Source organism: Cellulomonas sp. SG140 (assembly GCF_025770785.1).
Taxonomy (GTDB): domain Bacteria; phylum Actinomycetota; class Actinomycetes; order Actinomycetales; family Cellulomonadaceae; genus Cellulomonas.
Window position 1 is genome coordinate 200,874 of sequence record NZ_JANZLA010000003.1, and the last position, 18,431, is coordinate 219,304.

Genomic DNA, 18,431 nt, shown 5'->3' on the forward strand with positions numbered 1-18,431 from the left:
CGCAGTAGTCGTCCCGGGGGCCGGATGGCTAGCGGGAGGTGTCCTCGACGGACGACGCCAGGAATCCCTGGACGATCTGGGCCACCTGCGCCCGCAGCTCCTCGGCGGTGTCCGCGCCCGGGTGCGCCCCGGTCAGGGGTTGGGCGAGCAGCAGGTTGAGCACCGCGAAGACGCTCCGGGCGGCGCGGGCGGCGCCGACGGCGAGGGCGGGCTCGTCGCGACGCGCCGGGTCGACGGCGTCGAGCAGCCGGGCCGCGACGAGGTCCTCGAGGCGACGGACCAGAGCCAGACCCTGGCCGCGGTACTTCTCCGTCGGCCCGCCGAACAGAAGCTCGCGCTGGTAGACCGCCGCGTTGCGCAGGTCGTGCGCCCCGCTCAGCACGGTACCGACGAGCGCGTTCACGGCAGCCGTCACGTCGGGCTCCGCGGCGGCCCTGCGGTCGCCCTCGTCGATCGCGGTGCGCAGCTGCTCGTTGTAGACCATGAGGAACAGCTCGCCCTTGGTCGCCGCGTAGCGGAACAGCGTGCCGGCTCCGACGTCGGCGCGTTCGGCGATCTCCTGGGTGGTGACGCCGTCGAACCCGTGCTCGGAGAACAGCGCCGACGCGGCGTCGAAGATGCGCGCGTACTTCTCGCGGGCGTTGCGCTCACGCCGCCCCGGTGCTGGCGGGCTGGTCATCGAACCTCCGGTGGGCCGGTCGTCCGGCCGGACGGGGGCCGGACGGGGTCGCCTCGTCGTCGCCACATTTCGGAGCGTACTCCGTTATGAGCCGACTCCGCAATCACTGACGGGGCGACCGCTCTCTCCACTCCCGGCGTCCCGGTGAAGAGCCTCCGACGGCCGAGCGGTCCTCGGCTCTAGCCTTCGTCGCAGACCGGCGGGAGCGGCCCGCCGCGCACCGCGGAGACAGGCCCATGAGCAGCGCAGCAGGCGCCACGACCAGCCCCCGGAAGCACCCGGTCCCGCACCTCCGGCCTCGCACGCTGCTGAGGCGAGCCGATCTCGCACGGGTCCATCCGACGGTGCTCGCCGAGGCGGAGCATCGCGCCGCCAGCCTTCAGCTCCGGGTCGCCGACGCCATCACGTCCTTCGCCGGCTCGATGTGGTTCGTGTATCTGCACATCGCGCTGTTCGCCGTCTGGATGTCGTGGTTCGAGAAGTCGCCGTGGCCGACGTTGACCCTCATCGTGTCGCTCGAGGCGATCTTCCTGTCGACCTTCGTCATGATCGGGCAGAACAGGCAGGCGGCGTTCCAGCAGGCCAAGGCCGACCACGACTACCAGGAGCAGGAGTCGCTCCTGAAGGAGAACACCGAGCTCACCCGGCTCATCCACGCCCTGTCGGAAGAGATCCACGCGCGGGTGCTCGCCGAGGTGCAGTCCGGGTTGGCGGCCAAGGCGGAGCAAGCAGAGCCGCCGCACTGACCACCACCGGCCGGCACGCTCACCGGCAGCTCAGGAGACGGTCAGCTCCGTGTACATCCCGGCCGCGTAGTGCCCGGGCAGGTTGCAGATCAGCTCGTATCGTCCGGCCGGCAGGTCGAGAGTGGTCCAGCCCGCGGTGTGCGGCGCGATGCCGTCGCCGGTGCCGGAGCCCGCGCTGCGGGACGCCTCGCCGACGCTGCCGGACTCGTCGACCGTGCCGTCGGCGCCCACGGATCGCGAGCCCACCTGCTGCCCGTCGACCAGCGGCAGCACGACCAGCTCGTGGGTGCGCCACCCGGCGTTGGCGAGCACCAGCGAGACCGTCCCGGCCGGTACCGCGGCCCGGTCCACGACCAGACCCATGTGGCCGCGGCCGCCCATCATGGCGCCCATGTCGACCGCCGTGACGCGCACGGTGGTGCCGTCCAGCCGGGGCACGGCTGTGCCGACGCGACCGCTCATCATCCCGCCCGCGCCGGGACCCCGGCCGACGGAGCTCCAGCCGCGGTTCGTGGTCGCGCCGCCGCCGGCGTTGCCGGCCCAGGCGACGGTCACCGCCACCGAACCGATGAGCAGGACGACCGCGGTGACCAGGGCGACGAGCAGCCAGCTCCGCCGCCGTCGACGCGGTCCTGCCTCTGCGGCGCTCATCGGTTCCCCGGCTCGCCGAGCGCCGCACGCACCTGCTGGTACGTCGCGAGGTCGATCTCGCCCGCCGCGAGGCGTCGGTCGAGGAGGTCGAGCGGCGAGGGTGCCTGTGCCGGTCCGAAGCCGGTCGGTGGCGGCGGGACCGGCACGCCGTCGTTCGCCCGGTGCCCGGATCGAGCCAGAGCGACCACCAGCCAGACGATCGCGGCGATCAGCAGCACCCAGAAGAGACCCATGAACACCCAGCCGATGCCCATCCCGACGCCGTACCCACTCATGATGACGATCTCCTCGGACAGCCCGGCCGGCACGTTCCGCCGACCTGATGCGAACCAGGCTCCGGCAACGATGCGAAGGCTCGGACATCGCGATGGTTGAGATTCGATGAAGGAGCGCCGCAGCGGCTTCCGGGTGGCCGCTCGCCCTCAGCCCCATGGTGTCCAATAGCGCGTCCGAGCTCCGTATCCATCGGCCTTCTGAGAGGCGTTCATCCATGAGCAAGAAGCGCACCCCGGAGCTGACCGAGCGTCAGGCACGTCTTGCGGAGGTCAAGCAGGCCCAGCGGCGCACGGAACGGCGCCGGCGCCTGCTGGTCTGGACGATCGTCGGAGTCGTGGTGCTCGCGCTGGTCGGGACGACGGTCACCGTGCTCGTGCGTCAGGCCAGCCACGACGCGAGCGTCCAGGCGGCCGCCAAGGCCCCGATCGACGGCGTCAAGACGTTCACCGGCCTGTCCCGCAACCACGTCACCGGCACCGTGAAGTACGCGCAGAACCCGCCGGTCGGCGGCGACCACTCCGAGATCGTCCAGAACTGCGGCTACTACTCCGCGCCGGTGGCCGACGAGAACGCCGTGCACTCGCTCGAGCACGGTGCGGTCTGGATCACCCACGACCCGAACCTGCCCGCGGCCCAGCTGGCCACCCTGAAGTCGCTGGCCGCGAAGAGCTCCTACGTCCTGGTCACGCCCCGCGCGGGCCTGCCGGCGGCGGTGGTCGCCTCGGCGTGGGGCCTGCAGCTGCAGCTGAGCTCGACGGACGACCCCCGACTGGCGGCCTTCGTCACGAAGTACGCCAACGGCCCGCAGACCCCGGAGCAGGGCGCTGAGTGCGCCGGCGGGACGGGGACGCCGGACGCTCCGTGACGGCCGGGCCCGCTCCAGCATCCAGAGCATCCAGGGCCCGGGGCGGCGGCGAGCCGGCAACCGCGGTCACCGTCACCTTCACCGAGTCTTGATCGTGCGTGCGGTCGCCGTTGACGCGGGCCCCCGATGCTGGTGGGACGGACGCCGATCGGCATCCCTTCGAACGGCGAGCTCCGGGAGGCCGAGATGCCGGCGTGGTGCAGCGCGTCGTCCGGTCCCAGCTGGGTCCTGATGGTTCTTGCCTGGGCGGCGCTGGTGGGCCTGGCCGTCTGGACCGTCTGCCGGTTGTTCCCCGCGCAGGTTCGACCCGACGCGCGCACGCTGCTCGAGGAGCGCCTGGCGACCGGTGAGCTCGGCGTCGAGCAGTACCTCGAGCTGAAGCGCGTCCTCGACGACGGCCCGCGCCGCGCGGCGTGAGCCACGTCCGACCGCTCAGGACTCCGGCGGCAGGTCGATCTCGACGCGTGCACCGCGTCCCGGGCCGTCGCTGAACGCGGCGACGCGCCCTGCGTGTGCCTCGACCAACGCCCGGACGATCGCGAGCCCGATGCCCGATCCGCCGTCCGTGCGCGACCGGGCGGTGTCCACCCGGTAGAACCGCTCGAACACGTGGGGCAGGTGCTCGGCCGGGATCCCGGAGCCGGTGTCGGAGACCGTCAAGCGGACGGCACCCTCCGGTGTGCGCGCCGCCGCGAGGGTGATCGCACCGCCTGCTGGCGTGTGCCGCAACGCGTTGTCCAGCAGGTTCCCCAGCACCTGGCCGAACCGGTCGTGGTCGACCAGCACACCAGGCAGACCCTCACCGCGCTCGACCCGAACCAGCACCCCGGCCGCGGACGCTCGGTCGGCGACGGCAGCAGCGGCGCCGAGCAGCAGGTCGTTCGGGTCCGTGCGCACGCGTGCGACCTGGACGCCGGGCGCCTCCGCGCGGGTCACGGCTGCCAGGTCGTCGGCCAGGCGGGTCAACCGGGCGCCCTGGTCGCGCAGCACCGCGATCGTCGGAGGCTCGAGCTCGACGACGCCGTCCTCGAGACCGTCCAGATATGCGCCCAGCGTCGCGACGGGCGTGCGCAGCTCGTGCGCGACGTCGGCCAGCAGTCGCCGACGCAGCTGCTCGCTGTCGGCCAGTCGCCTCGCCATCGCGTTGAACGAGGTCGCCAGGGCATCGAACTCCGCGCCCAGCCGCGGGGTCGGGACCCGGGCGTCGAACCGCCCGGCGGCCAGGAGCGCTGCGGCGGTCGCGACCGCGTGCAGCGACCGACCGACCCGGCGAGCGAGCACCACAGCGACCGCGAGCGACATGGCGAGCCCCACCGCCAGGCCCAGCCCCACGGACAGGGCCGATGCCGAGCGGTAGGCCTCCTCCGCGTGCACCACCGCGGCGGGGTCGGCGACCCCGGTGCCCACCAGGTGCCGATGGAAGAGCACCGGTCCGGCGAACCCGGCCACGAGCCAGGCCGTGACGCCTGCCGCGCCCATCACCAGGGTGAACGCCAGCAGGAGCCGGGCGGCGAGCCCGGTGCGGCCGCCACGGACCGGCGGGACGCTCGCGCTCATGCGCCGGTGCCCATGCGGTAGCCGACACCACGTACCGTCCGTACGAACCGCTGCGCGTCGACGGTGTCGCCGAGCTTCTGGCGCAGGTGCAGCACGTGCACGTCGACCAGGTGCTCGTCTCCCACCCAACCGTCGCCCCAGACCGCCTCGATCAGCTGCCGGCGGCTCAGCACCGCAGCCGGGCGCCGGGCCAGGGCGGCCAGCACGTCGAACTCCGTACGGGTCAGCGGCACGGGCTCGCCGTCCACCTCCACCTCGCGGCCGGCGAGGTCGAGGTGCAGCGAGCCGATGACGACCGGCGGCACCGACCCGCCCTGCGGGCGCCCCGAGGTCCCGAACGACCGGCGGGGCCGGCGTTGCATCGCGGCGATCCGGGCGACGAGCTCGCGGGGGCGGAACGGTTTGGTCACGTAGTCGTCCGCGCCGACCGACAGGCCGATCACCGTGTCGAGCTCATCCGTGCGGGCCGTCAGCATCACCACGTAGCAGTCGGAGAAGGTGCGCAGCTGGCGACACACCTCCACGCCGTCCAGCTGCGGCAGGCCCAGGTCCAGCACGACCACGTCCGGGTCCAGCTCCCGCGCGGCCTCCACCGCGTCGGGACCCTCGAACGCGAGCCGCACCTCGTACCCCTCCCGGCGCAGGTACCCCGCGACGAGCTCGGCGAGGGGACGCTCGTCGTCGACGACGAGCGCGCGACGGGCGGCCGTTGCGGTGCTCACCCGGTCATTGTGATCGGACCCGCCGCCGGGGCCGTACGTCTCGCAGCACCGCGGCGGGGACCTTCATCGAACCTTGATCGGTTCGCGACGAGGGCTGAGGCCGCCCCGGCCAGGCTCGGACCCGTCCGGCGATCCGACCGGTCACCCGTTGACCGGCGCTCACGTCGTCGGTGACCTGTGCGAGGGAGCTGCGCGTGGGGACCGAGCCCACCCCTGTGGCGGTCGTGGTGGTCACCGCGCCCGCGTGCCACCTGTGCGACGACGCCCTGCACCGCCTGCGTGCGGTGGCCGAGCCGGCGAAGCTGACGTTGCGCGTCGTCGAGCTGGAGTCCGACGAGGGTCGCGCCCTGGTCGCCCGTCACCGTCCGCCGATGAGTCCGCTGGTCCTCGTCGACGGGGAGCTCTTCAGCTCCGGGCGGCTCCCTCAGCGCAAGGTCGAGGCGCTGGTCCGCGCACGCGCTGCGGTGACCACGGACGGCGATCTGTGGGCCACCGCCGTCGGGCAGGTGAGCTCGCATGGGTAGTCAGCTGCTCGCCACGGGCAGCGTGCTCGCGGCGTTCTTCGCCGGCGGCGTGGCGCTGTTCGCACCGTGCTGCATCGTGTTCCTCGCCCCGTCCTACCTGGCCGGTGCCGTCAAGAGCGCCCGGTGGCGACTGCTGCCGCTGACGTTCGTCTTCACCGCCGGGCTCTCCCTGGTGATGGTCCCGCTCACCCTCGGCGCCAGCCTGCTGTCCGGCGCCATCGCCCGCTACCACCAGCCGCTCTACTACGCGGGCGGGGTGCTGTTCCTCGTGCTGGCGTGGCTGGCCCTGTCGGGCCGGATGTGGTCGCTGCCGTCCGCGCTGAGGGCGCCGGACACCTCCCGAGGGGACAGCGCCTCCTTCTTCGCCCTGGGGGTGTTCTCCGGCATCGCCTCCTCCTGCTGCGCCCCGGTGCTCGCCGGCGTGATGACCCTCTCGGTGCTGTCCGGGTCGGTTGCGGGCGGACTGGCTCTCGGCCTGGCCTACGTGTTCGGCATGGTGTTCCCGCTGTTCGTGATGGCGCTGGTCTGGGACCGCGCCAAGCTGGGGGAGCGGCGCTGGCTGCGTCCACGCAGCATCAGCCTCGTCGTGGCCGGCCGTCGCGTCGTCACCACGACCCTGAACATCGGCGTCGCAGCCGCCTTCGCCGTGATGGGTGGGTTCGTCATCGCCTTGGCCGACAGCCGGGACATGACCGGCGGGACCGCGGTGCAGGACGCCGCCGCACGCGGCCTGACCAGCGCCTTTCTCACCGTCGAGCACTGGGTGGCGCCGCTGCCCGAAGTGCTGCTCGGGCTCGGGCTGCTCGCCGTCGCCGCGGGCTTCGTGTGGTGCACGCTCGCCGACCGGCGACGGCGGCCGGTGCCGCCCGCCGCAGAGCCGCGTGCCGGCGAACGCCACGGCACCGACGCCGCACCGCAGGACGCACTCCCGGCGTGCCATGAACCCGCCACGACCACTCCGCACCAGAACGGAACCAGCCGATGACCTCCGGATCCGCCGTCAAGCGTGACCAGCACCGCGAGCAGGTGGTGGCCGCCGCGCGCAAGGCGCACGGGGACGCCTCCCGCCGACGCCGCCTGGTCCGCCTCGCCGCGAGCATCCTCGGCGTGCTCGTCGTGGCCGGGGCGATCACCGCGGGGCTGCTCTCGGCCCGACCCACCCAGCAGGTCGCCGTCCGCACCGCGCCGGACTTCACCCTGCCCGGCTCCGACGGCTCCTCGGTCACTCTGTCCGCACTGCGCGGAAAGCCCGTGCTGCTCTACTTCTCCGAGGGCGCCGGCTGCGACGCGTGCCTGGTGCAGATGCAGAAGATCGAGCAGGACCCCGCCTTCGCCGCCCAGGGCATCACCGTCGTGCCGATCGTCATGAACACCGCCGACCAGATCAACGCCGACCGGCAGCGCCTCGAGGTGAGGTCGGCGTTCTACCTCGACAACGGCACCGTCTCGAAGGAGTACGACGTGCTGGGCAAGGGCATGCACACCGGCCTGCCCGGCCACGGGTTCGTCCTGGTCAACCCGGCCGGCCAGCAGGTCTGGGCCGCCGAGTACCCCTCCATGTGGCTCGCGCCCGACCAGCTCCTCAAGGAAGTCAGCTCGCGGCTGTAGCAGCTCAAGGCGCACGCGCGCGCTCGCCGATCAGGCAGAGAACGGCTCTGCACACCGGCCCGCGACGACACCTCCCGGCCGACGTGGCGCCCGCCGCCCTCCGCCTTGCTGCACGCGTTGCTGTCCCGGTCTCGCGCAAGAAGAGGCGGCGCACGCTGTCACTTCAGAACCGCGACGCGTCGGCAGGGCACCGGCGTCCGCTGCATGAGTACGCATGCGGATCTGCCGGGACCGAGAAGCCGCCGCAACGCACGCGTGGGTCACCGAGCCGCGTTGACGAGCTCGGTCCAGCCGCGGTGGGTCACAGCTCCTCGCGGGCGTGGCCCAGCTGGCCCATCTGGTCGACGAAGGACCAGACGAGCTGCAGACCGGTGTCCCGTCCGGAGTAGTCGTCGGGCACTTCCTGCAGGGGCGTCACCTGGTCCTGCCAGGCGACGTTCGCGGGGTGGTCCCGCAGGGCGGCGCGCATCGCCGCGTAGTCCTCGATGTCGAGCAGGTGGAACACGTCCTGGCCGTCGCGCCAGATCCGCCAGTCACGGACGCCGGCGTCGCTCAGGGCGGCCAGGAGGTCGGCGGGCACCACGGCGTGCAGCGCGTCGTAGGCCGCCAGCGCGTCCGGGTGCAGCCTGGTGTGCAGCGTGACGATCGTCATCCACGGGTTCCTCTCTGGGTCTGGCGGCGCTCGAGGTGCGCGGGGACGGCTCGACGGCTCACCGCACGCGCATCGCGACGACGGTGGGGCCGGGTCCGGTCCGCTCGGGGGCGAGGAGCGTCGCACCGTCCGGCTCGGGACGGGCCGCGACGGGGGTGCCGTCCAGCAGTGCTGCCGAAGCGAGGTCCAGCCGCTCGGGTGAGCACGCCAGACGCACCTCGCCCACGGCGTCCACAGCGGCGAGCACGCGATCGGCCGACCGCGTCCAGCGGACCCACGGCTCGTCGGACGGGCGGCCGATCATCGGGTCCACCGGCCGGACGTCGTGGACGGCTGCGGCGCCGCCGCTCGTCATCCACGCCGCCATCCCCTCGAGGCAGGCGCGCTGGAGCTCGGGGAGCCGTCCGGACGCATCGGGCCCGACGTTCAGCAGCAGGTTGCCGCCACGCGACACCACGTCGACGAGCTCTCTGATCGCGGCGTCCGCGTCGAGGTAGTGCCGCTCGTCCTCGAGCTGGTTGTACCCGAAGGACAGACCGATGCCGCGGCAGTGCTCCCACATCCCGGTGCCCTCGGCCGCGTTGCCGTGCTGGTACTCGCTGGTGCGGAAGTCCCAGTGGGTGCGGCCCCACCGGTCGTTGACGACACCCTCGGGTGCCGCCGCGTAGAACCGGTCGAGCACGTCCACCAGGCCGAACGGACCCCCGGACTTGCCGGCGTCGGGGTACTCGATGTCCGCCCACAGCAGGTCCGGTGCGTACCGGTCGACGAGATCGACCAGGTGGTCGTGGACGTACCGCGCGTACGCCTCCGAGATCGGTCGGACGGCTGCGAAGGTGTCCGCGTCGTCGACGACGGGCGGGGAGGGTGCCGCCCACCAGTCCAGGCCGGTCGAGTAGTACGTGCCGAAGCGCAGACCGGCCGACCGGGTGGCCCGCGCGAAGTCCGCGACCAGGTCGCGTCGCGGCCCACGCGCCACCGTGTTCCGGTCACCGGTGCCGGGCGCGTCCCACAGCGCGATGCCGTCGTGGTGCTTGGTGGTCGGGACGACGTACCGGGCGCCCGCGCGCCTGAACAGGTCCACGAGCCCGTCCGGGTCGAACGCCTCGGCCGTCCAGCGGTCCAGGAACTCGTCGTACGGCGCCCCGGCGTAGGTCTGGCGGTGGTGCCGTTGGGCGGGGGAGCCGTCGATGCGGATCGTGTTGCAGTACCACTCCGCGTAGGGGTTGTGGGCGAACCAGTAGCCGGGCTCGACGGTGCCGAGCTCACCGATCGGTTCGGCCCACGCGGGGACGGAGTAGGCCCCCCAGTGCACGAAGACCCCCAGACCGGCGCCCTGGAACCAGCCAGGAACGGGCCGTTCGAACCGGCGGTACGGCTCCGGGCGCTCGATGGCGTCGCCCATGTCAGCTCCCTCCGTCGACGGGCGGCAGGGCCAACCCGTACACCCGCGTCGCCGCGCCGCCGAGAACCGCGCGCTGCTCCGCCGGGTCCAGATCGGCGATCACGCCGTGCGTGAAGGCCATGACCTGGTCGTACGGCGCCGCGAGGGTGCTCACGGGCCAGTCGGAGCCGAAGGCCGTCCGCTCCGCGCCGAAGAGGTCCAGGAGCACACCGGCTGCCGGGCCGGCGAGTGCGAGCGGCTGGCCGTGCGGCACCTGGGTCAGCAAGCCGGACAGCTTGACGCTGACGTGCGGCCGTTGGGCCAGCGCCCCGATCTCGGTGCGCCACGAATCCCACCCTGTGCCGCCGATCGGCGGTTTGGCGCCGTGGTCCAGGACGTACCGGCCCTCGTCCACGTCGTCCACCAGACGTACGGCGGACGGGATCTGGTCGGGTCGGACCAGCAGGTCGAACGCCAGCCCGGTGGCGGCGACGGCCCGCAGTCCTCGTCTGACCTCGGGCCGGTCGAGCCAGTCGGTGGGCTCGTCCTCGACCTGGTGCCGGAGCCCGACGAGTCGTTCGCCCCCCAGCCGAGCCCGCAGCGCGGCGATCCGGTCGGACACGTCCGACGCCGTCAGGTCGACCCAGCCGATCACGCCTACCACCAGCCACGGCACCGCCGCTGCGACGTCGAGGAGCTCGTGGGTCTCGGCCTCGCCCGAGGCTGCCTGGACCAGCAGGGCGTGCTCGACACCGGCGCCCCGCGCCGCGTCGTGCAGCTGGCGAGAGTCGTACCGCCGGGCGAGGCGCGGCAGGTCGGCCATCCACCGGTACGGGCGCACCGACGGGTCCCACAGGTGCACGTGGGCGTCGATCACGGTCATGAGCGGAACCCCGCCGCCGGTCGGTCCAGGAGCCCGCGCTCGCGCAGGTCGTCCCAGAGGTCCGCGGGAACCCGTCGGTCGAGCAGCGCCACGTTTCGATCGACCTCCGCGGGGCTGCGCATGCCGATCAGGGCGGACGCGACCACCGGGTGGTCGAGGGAGAAGTGCAGGGCGGCTGCCGGCAGCGTCGTGCCGTGCTCGCGGCAGACGGCGGCGATGCGGCGTGCGCGCACGAGCAGAGCCGGTGGCGCCGGCGCGTAGCCGTACGTGGCGCCGTCCGGCGGGTCGTCGTGCGCCAGCAGGCCGGACCCGAACACCCCGCCGACCACCACGGACGTACCCCGCTCGCCGGCGGCGGGGAACAGGTCGGTGAGGGCACCGTGGTCGAGGAGCGTGAACCGTCCCGCGACCAGCACCACGTCGAGGTCGAAGCGCCGGACGAACCGTGCCGGCATCGCCGACTGGTTCATGCCGACGCCCACCGCACCGACCACGCCCTCGTCCCGCATGGCCAGCAGCGCCGGCAGCGCGGTGGCGACGGCCTGCTCCTCGAGGTCGTCGGGGTCGTGCAACAGGGCGATCTCCACCCGGTCGAGGCCTGTGCGGTCCAGGCTGTCGCGCAGCGAGCGGCGGATGCCGTCGCCTGTGAGGTCCCAGACGCGGTGGTGGTCGGCCCGGACGGCGAAGCCGGCGCCGAGGTCGTCGCCGGCCGCGGGACCCGGCACGAGGAGCCGCCCGACCTTCGTCGAGACCACCGGGCCGCGGGGCAGCAGGCGCAGCGCCGCGCCGAGCCGACGCTCCGCGAGCCCCAGGCCGTAGTGCGGGGCGGTGTCGAAGAAGCGGATGCCGCGGTCCCAGGCGCGCACCACGGTCGCCGCCGCGACGTCGTCGCCGACCGTGGCGTACAGGTTGCCGAGCGGGGCTGTGCCGAGCCCGAGGGCGGTGACGCCGACACCGCTGCGGCCGAGGGTGGTGGTGCGCACGGGCGGTCAGGCCCGGGCGGGAAGCCGGAGGCCGTGCATGCCGCCGTCGACGGCGAGCACGGTCCCCGTCGTCGAGGCGGACCGGGGGTCGGCCAGGTGGACGATGGCGTGCGCGACCTCCTGCGCGGACACCAGGCGTCCCGTGGGCTGGCGCGACTCCAGCTGTGCCCGTTCGGCCGCGGGGTCGTCGGCCCCGTCGAGCAGCCGCTGCACCCAGGGGGTGTCCGCCGTCCCCGGGTTGACGCAGTTGACCCGGATGCCGTCCGCCAGGTGGTCGGCCGCCATCGCCAGGGTGAGCGCCTGGACCGCACCCTTCGATGCCGAGTACAGCGCGCGGCGCGGTAGGCCGGTCCAGGCGGCGATCGAGCAGGTGTTCACCACGGCCGCGTGGCGGGACTCCCGAAGGTGGGGGAGCGCGGCGCGGGTGGTGCGGACGATGCCGAGCACGTTCACGTCGAAGACGCGGTGCCACTCCGCGTCGTCGTTCGCCGCGACGTCACCGGTGGCGCCGATACCGGCGTTGTTCACCAGCACGTCGATCCCGCCCAGCCTGGCGGCCGCGTCCGTGACGGCACGGCGTACCGACTCGTCGTCGGCCAGGTCACCGACCAGGGCCGTCGCGCCGGTCACCTCGGCCGGCGTGCGGTCGAGCACCGCGACGCGGGCACCCTCGGCCAGGAACCGTTCCGCCGTGGCGCGCCCGATCCCCGACGCTCCGCCGGTGACAAGGACACGCAACCCTCGCAGCCCGGTCATCGTGCACGCTCCTTCGCGTTCGAGCCGGCAGCGCCGGCGGTCAGGTCGACGAACCCGCGCGGCGACCTCGTCACCGGCTTGCCGGCGCGGACGACGGACGGGTCGCCGGCGGCCCACACGGGCCCGTCCGGATAGGTGTGCGCCGCCAGGGAGTCCGGCCGCATCTGCGCGGAGAAGCCCGGCGCCCGGGGGGCGACGTAGTGGCCCGACTCGATGCGCACCGGGTCGAGGAAGTGCTCGTGCAGGTGGTCGACGTACTCGATGACCCGTCCGTCGGACCGCCCGGACACGGCGACCAGGTCGAACATCGACAGGTGCTGCACCAGCTCGCACAGCCCCACGCCGCCGGCGTGCGGGCACACCGGCACGTCGAACACGGCCGCGAGCAGCAGGATCGCGACGTTCTCGTTCACCCCGGCGACGCGCGTCGCGTCGAGCTGCAGGACGTCGACCGCCCCGGCCTGGAGCAGCTGCTTGACCACCACGCGGTTCTGCACGTGCTCACCGGTCGCAACGGGAACCGGGGTCACCGCCGCTCGGATCGCGGCGTGCCCCAGGACGTCGTCCGGGCTCGTCGGCTCCTCGACCCAGGCCGGGTCCCACGGGGCCAGGGCGCGGACCCAGTCGACGGCGGTGCCGACGTCCCATCGCTGGTTGGCGTCGACGGCGATCCGAACGTCCGGCCCGACGGTCTCGCGCGCGAGACGCAACCGCCGCACGTCGTCCCCGAGGTCGGCGCCCACCTTCAGCTTGATCTGGCCGAACCCCTGGCCGACGGCCTCCCGGGCCAGGGTGACGAGCTTGTCGTCGGAGTAGCCGAGCCAGCCCGGGCTCGTCGTGTACGCGGGGTAGCCGGTCCGCAGGAGCCGGGCACGACGGGCCTGCCGTCCCGGCTCGGCCCGGCGCAGCACGTCGAGCGCCTGGTCGGGCGTCATCGCGTCGGTCAGGTAGCGGAAGTCCACGAGGTCGACGATCTGCTCCGGCGACAGGGACGCCAGCAGGTCCCACAGCGGCAGGCCGGCGCGCTTGGCCTTCAGGTCCCACAGGGCGTTGACGACGGCGCCGACGGCCATCGCGATCACGCCCTTCTCCGGACCGAGCCAGCGCAGCTGGCTGTCGTCGACCAGCAGCCGCGACGCCGCGCCCATGTCCGCCAGCAGGGGCTCGACCTCACGACCGAGCAGATGGTCGGCGACGGCGTCGATGGCGGCCACCTGGACGTCGTTCCCGCGCCCGATGGTGAACGCGAACCCGTGACCCTCGTGGCCGTCCTCGGCGTCCGTGCCGACCACCAGGTACGCCGCCGAGTAGTCCGGGTCCGGGTTCATCGCGTCGGACCCGTCGAGGGTCCGGGACGTCGGGAACCGGATGTCCAGCGTTCGGAAGGACGTGAACCGGCTCATCACGCGGCGCCGACGGTCTGCCGCTGCCGGCCGAGACCGCTGATCTCGAGCTCGACGACGTCGCCCGGACGCAGGTACGGCTTGGGCTCCGGGTAGCCGAGCGCGACCCCGCCCGGGGTGCCGGTGTTGATCACGTCGCCGGGCTCGAGGACCATGAACTGGCTGATGTACCGCACCAGCTCACCGACCCCGAAGATCAGGTTCCGGGTGCTGGACCGCTGGCGCAGGTCGCCGTTGACCCACAGCCGCACGTCGAGGTCGTGCGGATCGCCGACCTCGTCGGCGGTGACGAACCAGGGGCCGATGGGGTTGAAGGTCTCGCCGTTCTTGCCCTTGTCCCACTGGCCGCCGCGCTCGAGCTGGAACTCCCGCTCGGAGACGTCGTGCGAGACGACGTACCCGGCGACGCACGCCAGACCTGCGTCCGCGTCCGGCAGGTAGTGCGCCCTGGTGCCGATCACGGCGCCGAGCTCGACCTCGTAGTCGGTCTGGGTGCTGCGTCGGGGGACGAGCACGTCGTCGTGGGGCCCGACGACCGTGCGCGGCAGCTTGAGGAACAGGATCGGTTCGGTGGGAACCGCCTGACCGGTCTCCTCGGCGTGGTCCCGGTAGTTCAGGCCGACGCACACGATCGCCCCCGGGCGGGGGATCGGCGCCCCGAGCCGGCGGCCCGCCGTGTCCAGCACGGGCAGCTGTCCCAGGTCGAGGTCGGCCAGCCGGGCCAGCACGTCGGGGGTCAGCGGGGTGTGGGGGTCGACGTACGGGCTCACGTCCCGCACGAGGCCGTCCCGGTCGAGGACTCCGACGTCCTCGTGGCCGGCCGGTCCGATCCGCAGCAGCTTCATTGTCGCTCCGATGCTCGATTATCGATAGCATAGAACCATGCCGAGCGGGGTGGGAAGGTGAGCACCGTGCAGCGCCTGGTGTTCGTGGGGGACTCGTTGACCGATGCCGGTCGCGACCGGGACGACGACGCGTCGCTGGGGGACGGGCACGTCCGCCGCATCGCCGACGCACTGGCCGTACGCGGCGAAGGCGTGTCGGTGCTGAACCGTGGCATCGCCGGCAACCGTGCCGTCGACCTCGAGGCTCGCTGGGGTGCCGACGTCGAGGCCCTGCGGCCGGACGTCCTGACGATCCACGTCGGGGTCAACGACATGTGGCGCCGCTTCGACTCCGGCGACCCGACCTCGGCACGGCAGTTCGAGGACACCTACCGGCGACTGCTCGCCCGGACCGGCGAGGCCGAGGTGATCGTCATGGAGCCGCACTTCGTCCCGGTGCGTGACGAGCAGCGGGCCTGGCTGGAGGACCTGGTCGAGAAGCGTGCGGTCGTTCGCCGGCTCGCCGCCGAGACCGGAGCGGCGTTCGTCCCTCTGCAGGACCTCATGACGGAGGCGGTGCAGCGCAGCGGCGCGGCCGCCGTGCTGCCTGACGGTGTTCACCCGATGCCCGCGGCAGCGGAGCTCATCGGGGCGGCGTGGCTGGCGGTGTACGACGCGCGTCGGATTACCGCTGACGATTCTCGATAATGCAGTAACCTCACTGTCATGGCAGACACGCTCACGTCGTTCGGCGAGCTCAACAGGGGGCTGCTGTCCGACCAGATCTACGAGCTGGTCGTCGCCATGATCAAGGACGGCCGGCTCGCTCCGGGCGAGCAGCTCGTCGAGCTGCAGCTGGCCAAGCGGCTCGGGGTGAGCCAGGCGCCGGTACGGGACGCCCTGCGGAAGCTGCAGCACGACGGGCTGGTGCACCACGTCCGCCACCAGGGCAGCTTCGTCGCGCAGTACTCCGACGAGGAGGTCGCGCAGGCCAAGTTCGCCCGGGCCGAGCTCGAAGCGATCGCCGGCCGGCTGACCTGCGGGCACGTCACGCCGGCCTTGCGGGCCACGCTGGTCGACCTGATCACCCAGATGCACGCCGCCGCGGATGCCCAGGACCTGAGCCGGTTCCGCGAGCTCGACTTTGCCTTCCACCGGTCGGTGGTCGAGGGCTTCGGCAACGTGTTCCTGCTGCGCATGTGGGACGTCCTGGAGCCCAGCCTCCGGTCGCTCCACGTGCTGGCCGACCCCGGGTTCGCCGGGGACTGGCACCAGGTCGCGGACTGGCACCGCCGGCTGGTCGAGGTCCTGGACGGCGACGACCCCGAGGCCGCAGCGGCACTGTTCCGCTCGCACGCGGCGGGCACCCTGCTCGAGGGCGACCGGGCTCAGAGCCGGTAGAGCCGCGCGGCCGTACCGCCCCAGAACGCCGCTGTCTCGGTCGCGGTGAGGGTCGGCAGCGCGGCGGCGGTGCGCGCGACGATCTGCGGGTAGGGGGCGACCCTGGCGGAGATCGGCCAGTCCGACCCGAACATCAGGCGCTCGAGGCCGAACGCGTCGACGGCCGTGGCCACCACCTGCGCCATCCGTGCGGAGTCGCCTGCCGCGGCGGTCACCACGCCGGACACCTTCGCCGCGGCATTGGCCTGGGCGGCGAGCTGCGCCAGCCCCCGGGCCCAGCCCTCCACGAGAGCACCCGAGCCCAGGCCCAGATGGCACACGACGACGGACGTGGCCGGGTGCCTCGCCGCGAGCAGCGCCACCGCGGCCAGCTGCTCCCACCTGACCAGGAACTCGACCACCACCCCGAGCTCTGCGGCGCGACCCATCAGAGCGTCGAGTCCCGGCACGTCACCGAGGTCCTCGGCTCGGCCCGGAACCGCGACGCGCACGCCGCGAACGGTTCCGCCCGGGACGGCGGTGGCTGCCTCGAGACACCCCCGCTGCTCCGGGACGTGCTGCAGGACGACGGCACCGACGACACCGTCGCGCTGCGCCGTCAGCCAACGCACCTCGTCGTCGCCGTCGCCGGCCTGCACGGCCACCGCCCGCTCCAGCGGCACCCCGACACCGAGGAGCGGCCCCGCCCCTGCCACCGCACGCAGGTCGGAGCCCAGGGCTCTGCGCGGCAGGCCGAGGTCCGCACGGAACCAGCTCAGCCCGTGCCGGTCGAGGTCCCACAGGTGGACGTGGGCGTCCACCAGGCGCACGGTCATGCCGCGTCGAGCTCCGCCCACAGCGACTCGGGGATCGGCGCGCGCTCGGCGGCGACGAAGCCGTCGACCTCGGTCGGTGTGCGCGCGCCCACCACCACCGCCTCGACCGGATCGAGCCGCAGGGGATACCGGGCCGCGGCGTGGGCCAGCTCCACTCCGTGCTCGCGGCAGAGCTCGGCCATCCGCTCGGCCCGCGCCCGCAGCGCGGGACCGGCCGGCTTGTAGTCGAAGGACGGGGCGGCGACCGGGTCGGCGAGGATGCCGGAGTTGAACACCCCGGCAGCGACGATCCCCGTCCCGCGCGCCCGGGCAGCCGGGAGCAGCTCCTCCTCACCCGTGCGGTCCAGCGGGGTGAGGCGGCCCGCGATCATCGCGACGTCCAGGTCGGCCTCGCGGACCAGGCGGGCCAGGTCGCCGGCCCGCACCATGCCCGCACCGATCGCCCGGACCACACCCTCGTCGCGCAGCCGCTGCAACGCCGGGACCGCGGTGCGCAGCGCCTCGTCGATGTCCTCGGGGTCGTGCAGGTAGAGCAGGTCGATCCGGTCGGTGCCGAGCCGCATCAGGCTTCCTTCGAGGCTGCGCAGCACGCCGTCGGCGCTGAGGTCGCCGACGGTGCCGGTCCCCGTCCCGCCCGTCGGGACGGTGCGACCGTCGGCGGCCACGATGCGCCGCCCCACCTTGGTCGCGATCGCCACGCTCGCGCGGTCGACCCCGCGCAGCGCACGGCCGAGCCGGATCTCGCTCACGCCGGCGCCGTAGTGCGGCGCGGTGTCGAAGAAGCGGATGCCGCGGTCCAGCGCAGCTGCCACCGTGGCCGTGGCGTCGTCGTCGGCGACCTCGGTGTAGAGGTTGCCGATGGGCGCGCAGCCGAGACCGAAGAGCGGCGAGGTGCCCGCCGGAGGGTTCAGCGGACGAAGGCTCGCGCGGAACGCCATGCCTCGTACTCCTCGCGGGTGTCGGGGGTCAGGGGGTAGTAGTCGCTCAGTCGTGCACCGCCGTCCAGCCGCTCACGGCTGAACACCTCCCACTCCTCCTGGTCGCGGGCCGCCTCGAGCAGGCTCGCCGCCATGGCCTGCGGGACGACGACAGGGCCGTCACCGTCGGCGATGACCACGTCGCCCGGCAGGCACAGCGTGCCGCCGACGGCCACAGGCACGTCGTAGGCCCACGGGAACAGGTCCGTCTGGGAGGCGTAGTGCGGGGTGGTGCCGGTGCACCACACCGGCAGACCGAGCGCCCGGATCCGGTCGGCGTCCCGGATGCGGCCGTCGACCACCACCCCCACGCCGCCCTTGCGGACCAGGTAGCGGGCGAGCATGTCGCCGATGCACCCGGAGTACCGGCTGCCGTAGGCCTGGATCACCAGCACGTCACCCGGCTGCACCTGCTCGAGGACGGCCCACAGGGCGGTGCGCCGCTCGACGTACTCCTGCCCCAGGCCGGAGGCGACGTCCTCGCGCTGCGGCATGAACTGCAGCGTCAGGGCGGACCCGACGACGCGTTGGCCCGGCGTCAGCGGTCGGGGGCCTTCCACGTACGAGCGGGTGATGCCCATGGCGTGCAGCTTGGCGCTGGCCGTGGCGGCCGTGACGCGGGACAGCCCGCTCACCACCTCCGCATCGGCACGGACGTACGCACGGCCGCGCACCGGCAGCGCGACGTCGGGGTGGGGCAGCGGCGCTGGTGTGTCGGACATCGG

At 73.3% G+C, this 18,431-nt stretch carries 23 protein-coding genes; 8 read left to right on the plus strand and 15 right to left on the minus strand.

The genetic code is table 11. From position 1 onward, the window contains the following. Nucleotides 1-28: 28 nt before the first annotated feature. Nucleotides 29-679 (minus strand): TetR/AcrR family transcriptional regulator, encoded by a 651-nt coding sequence (locus N0B34_RS07350; protein WP_263730695.1) that lies wholly within the window; start codon nucleotides 677-679, stop codon nucleotides 29-31. Between the two features lie 344 nt (nucleotides 680-1,023). Here N0B34_RS07350 and N0B34_RS07355 point away from each other — a divergent pair, with 344 nt between their 5' ends. Next, a complete protein-coding gene (locus tag N0B34_RS07355; protein WP_263730696.1) occupies nucleotides 1,024-1,425 on the plus strand; it encodes a DUF1003 domain-containing protein in 402 nt (133 codons plus the stop codon). Between the two features lie 30 nt (nucleotides 1,426-1,455). Here the strand turns inward: N0B34_RS07355 and N0B34_RS07360 are convergent, their stop codons facing one another. Both N0B34_RS07360 and N0B34_RS07365 read right to left on the minus strand, forming a co-directional pair. Next, the gene (locus N0B34_RS07360) at nucleotides 1,456-2,076 is read right to left on the minus strand and encodes a sulfocyanin-like copper-binding protein (protein WP_263730698.1); all 621 of its coding nucleotides are present in this window, start codon (nucleotides 2,074-2,076) and stop codon (nucleotides 1,456-1,458) included. Beyond that, complete coding sequence (locus tag N0B34_RS07365) at nucleotides 2,073-2,351, minus strand: SHOCT domain-containing protein (protein ID WP_263730699.1); 279 nt, start codon at nucleotides 2,349-2,351, stop codon at nucleotides 2,073-2,075. The genes N0B34_RS07360 and N0B34_RS07365 overlap by 4 nt, the downstream gene beginning before the upstream one ends. Before the next feature lie 215 nt (nucleotides 2,352-2,566). On the opposite strand from N0B34_RS07365, the gene N0B34_RS07370 reads away from it, so the two are divergent. Together N0B34_RS07370 and N0B34_RS07375 are read left to right on the plus strand one after the other, a co-directional pair. Next, nucleotides 2,567-3,217: a DUF3105 domain-containing protein gene (locus tag N0B34_RS07370; protein ID WP_263730700.1), complete on the plus strand. Its 651-nt coding sequence runs from the start codon at nucleotides 2,567-2,569 to the stop codon at nucleotides 3,215-3,217. Between the two features lie 126 nt (nucleotides 3,218-3,343). Then, on the plus strand, nucleotides 3,344-3,634 hold the full coding sequence (locus tag N0B34_RS07375) for a hypothetical protein (RefSeq protein ID WP_263730701.1): 291 nt from the start codon (nucleotides 3,344-3,346) through the stop codon (nucleotides 3,632-3,634). A gap of 15 nt (nucleotides 3,635-3,649) precedes the next feature. On the opposite strand, the gene N0B34_RS07380 is transcribed toward N0B34_RS07375, so the two are convergent. After that, the gene (locus N0B34_RS07380) at nucleotides 3,650-4,774 is read right to left on the minus strand and encodes a sensor histidine kinase (protein ID WP_263730702.1); all 1,125 of its coding nucleotides are present in this window, start codon (nucleotides 4,772-4,774) and stop codon (nucleotides 3,650-3,652) included. Further along, nucleotides 4,771-5,496 (minus strand): response regulator transcription factor, encoded by a 726-nt coding sequence (locus N0B34_RS07385; RefSeq protein WP_263730703.1) that lies wholly within the window; start codon nucleotides 5,494-5,496, stop codon nucleotides 4,771-4,773. Before N0B34_RS07385 ends, N0B34_RS07380 begins: the two co-directional genes overlap by 4 nt. Nucleotides 5,497-5,690: 194 nt before the next feature. Between N0B34_RS07385 and N0B34_RS07390 the strand changes: the two genes are divergently transcribed. From N0B34_RS07390 to N0B34_RS07400, 3 genes are read left to right on the plus strand one after another with little or no spacing between them, the layout of a single operon-like run. Continuing rightward, entirely contained in the window at nucleotides 5,691-6,020 is a 330-nt protein-coding gene (locus N0B34_RS07390; protein ID WP_263730704.1) for a glutaredoxin family protein, read from the plus strand. Continuing rightward, nucleotides 6,013-7,005: a cytochrome c biogenesis CcdA family protein gene (locus N0B34_RS07395; protein WP_263730706.1), complete on the plus strand. Its 993-nt coding sequence runs from the start codon at nucleotides 6,013-6,015 to the stop codon at nucleotides 7,003-7,005. The genes N0B34_RS07390 and N0B34_RS07395 overlap by 8 nt, the downstream gene beginning before the upstream one ends. After that, the gene (locus tag N0B34_RS07400) at nucleotides 7,002-7,628 is read left to right on the plus strand and encodes a peroxiredoxin family protein (RefSeq protein WP_263730708.1); all 627 of its coding nucleotides are present in this window, start codon (nucleotides 7,002-7,004) and stop codon (nucleotides 7,626-7,628) included. The genes N0B34_RS07395 and N0B34_RS07400 overlap by 4 nt, the downstream gene beginning before the upstream one ends. Nucleotides 7,629-7,929: 301 nt before the next feature. On the opposite strand, the gene N0B34_RS07405 is transcribed toward N0B34_RS07400, so the two are convergent. From N0B34_RS07405 to N0B34_RS07435, 7 genes are read right to left on the minus strand one after another with little or no spacing between them, the layout of a single operon-like run. Continuing rightward, complete coding sequence (locus tag N0B34_RS07405) at nucleotides 7,930-8,280, minus strand: L-rhamnose mutarotase (RefSeq protein WP_263730709.1); 351 nt, start codon at nucleotides 8,278-8,280, stop codon at nucleotides 7,930-7,932. 58 nt (nucleotides 8,281-8,338) lie between these two features. Continuing rightward, nucleotides 8,339-9,685, minus strand: a complete 1,347-nt coding sequence (locus tag N0B34_RS07410; RefSeq protein WP_263730710.1) for an alpha-L-fucosidase — start codon at nucleotides 9,683-9,685, stop codon at nucleotides 8,339-8,341. A 1-nt stretch (nucleotide 9,686) separates the two neighbouring features. Then, on the minus strand, nucleotides 9,687-10,547 hold the full coding sequence (locus N0B34_RS07415; protein ID WP_263730712.1) for an amidohydrolase family protein: 861 nt from the start codon (nucleotides 10,545-10,547) through the stop codon (nucleotides 9,687-9,689). After that, a complete protein-coding gene (locus N0B34_RS07420) occupies nucleotides 10,544-11,530 on the minus strand; it encodes an aldo/keto reductase (protein WP_263730713.1) in 987 nt (328 codons plus the stop codon). The genes N0B34_RS07415 and N0B34_RS07420 overlap by 4 nt, the downstream gene beginning before the upstream one ends. A 6-nt stretch (nucleotides 11,531-11,536) precedes the next feature. Further along, the gene (locus tag N0B34_RS07425) at nucleotides 11,537-12,286 is read right to left on the minus strand and encodes an SDR family NAD(P)-dependent oxidoreductase (RefSeq protein WP_263730714.1); all 750 of its coding nucleotides are present in this window, start codon (nucleotides 12,284-12,286) and stop codon (nucleotides 11,537-11,539) included. Next, complete coding sequence (locus N0B34_RS07430) at nucleotides 12,283-13,689, minus strand: enolase C-terminal domain-like protein (protein WP_263730715.1); 1,407 nt, start codon at nucleotides 13,687-13,689, stop codon at nucleotides 12,283-12,285. The genes N0B34_RS07425 and N0B34_RS07430 overlap by 4 nt, the downstream gene beginning before the upstream one ends. Then, nucleotides 13,689-14,534 (minus strand): fumarylacetoacetate hydrolase family protein, encoded by an 846-nt coding sequence (locus tag N0B34_RS07435; RefSeq protein ID WP_263730717.1) that lies wholly within the window; start codon nucleotides 14,532-14,534, stop codon nucleotides 13,689-13,691. The genes N0B34_RS07430 and N0B34_RS07435 overlap by 1 nt, the downstream gene beginning before the upstream one ends. Nucleotides 14,535-14,591: 57 nt before the next feature. On the opposite strand from N0B34_RS07435, the gene N0B34_RS07440 reads away from it, so the two are divergent. Together N0B34_RS07440 and N0B34_RS07445 are read left to right on the plus strand one after the other, a co-directional pair. Then, complete coding sequence (locus tag N0B34_RS07440; RefSeq protein WP_263730718.1) at nucleotides 14,592-15,221, plus strand: SGNH/GDSL hydrolase family protein; 630 nt, start codon at nucleotides 14,592-14,594, stop codon at nucleotides 15,219-15,221. 18 nt (nucleotides 15,222-15,239) lie between these two features. Next, nucleotides 15,240-15,914 (plus strand): GntR family transcriptional regulator, encoded by a 675-nt coding sequence (locus N0B34_RS07445; protein ID WP_263730720.1) that lies wholly within the window; start codon nucleotides 15,240-15,242, stop codon nucleotides 15,912-15,914. Here the strand turns inward: N0B34_RS07445 and N0B34_RS07450 are convergent. Genes N0B34_RS07450 through N0B34_RS07460 form a run of 3 tightly spaced genes read right to left on the minus strand, consistent with a single transcriptional unit; the run spans nucleotide 15,902 to nucleotide 18,428 of the window. After that, nucleotides 15,902-16,729, minus strand: coding sequence for an amidohydrolase family protein (locus N0B34_RS07450; protein ID WP_263730721.1), 828 nt, complete (start codon nucleotides 16,727-16,729; stop codon nucleotides 15,902-15,904). The two genes, N0B34_RS07445 and N0B34_RS07450, sit on opposite strands and share 13 nt — an antisense overlap. Beyond that, nucleotides 16,726-17,667 (minus strand): aldo/keto reductase, encoded by a 942-nt coding sequence (locus N0B34_RS07455; RefSeq protein WP_263730722.1) that lies wholly within the window; start codon nucleotides 17,665-17,667, stop codon nucleotides 16,726-16,728. The genes N0B34_RS07450 and N0B34_RS07455 overlap by 4 nt, the downstream gene beginning before the upstream one ends. After that, nucleotides 17,637-18,428: a ribonuclease activity regulator RraA gene (locus N0B34_RS07460; protein WP_263730723.1), complete on the minus strand. Its 792-nt coding sequence runs from the start codon at nucleotides 18,426-18,428 to the stop codon at nucleotides 17,637-17,639. Before N0B34_RS07460 ends, N0B34_RS07455 begins: the two co-directional genes overlap by 31 nt. Between the last annotated feature and the right edge of the window lie 3 nt (nucleotides 18,429-18,431).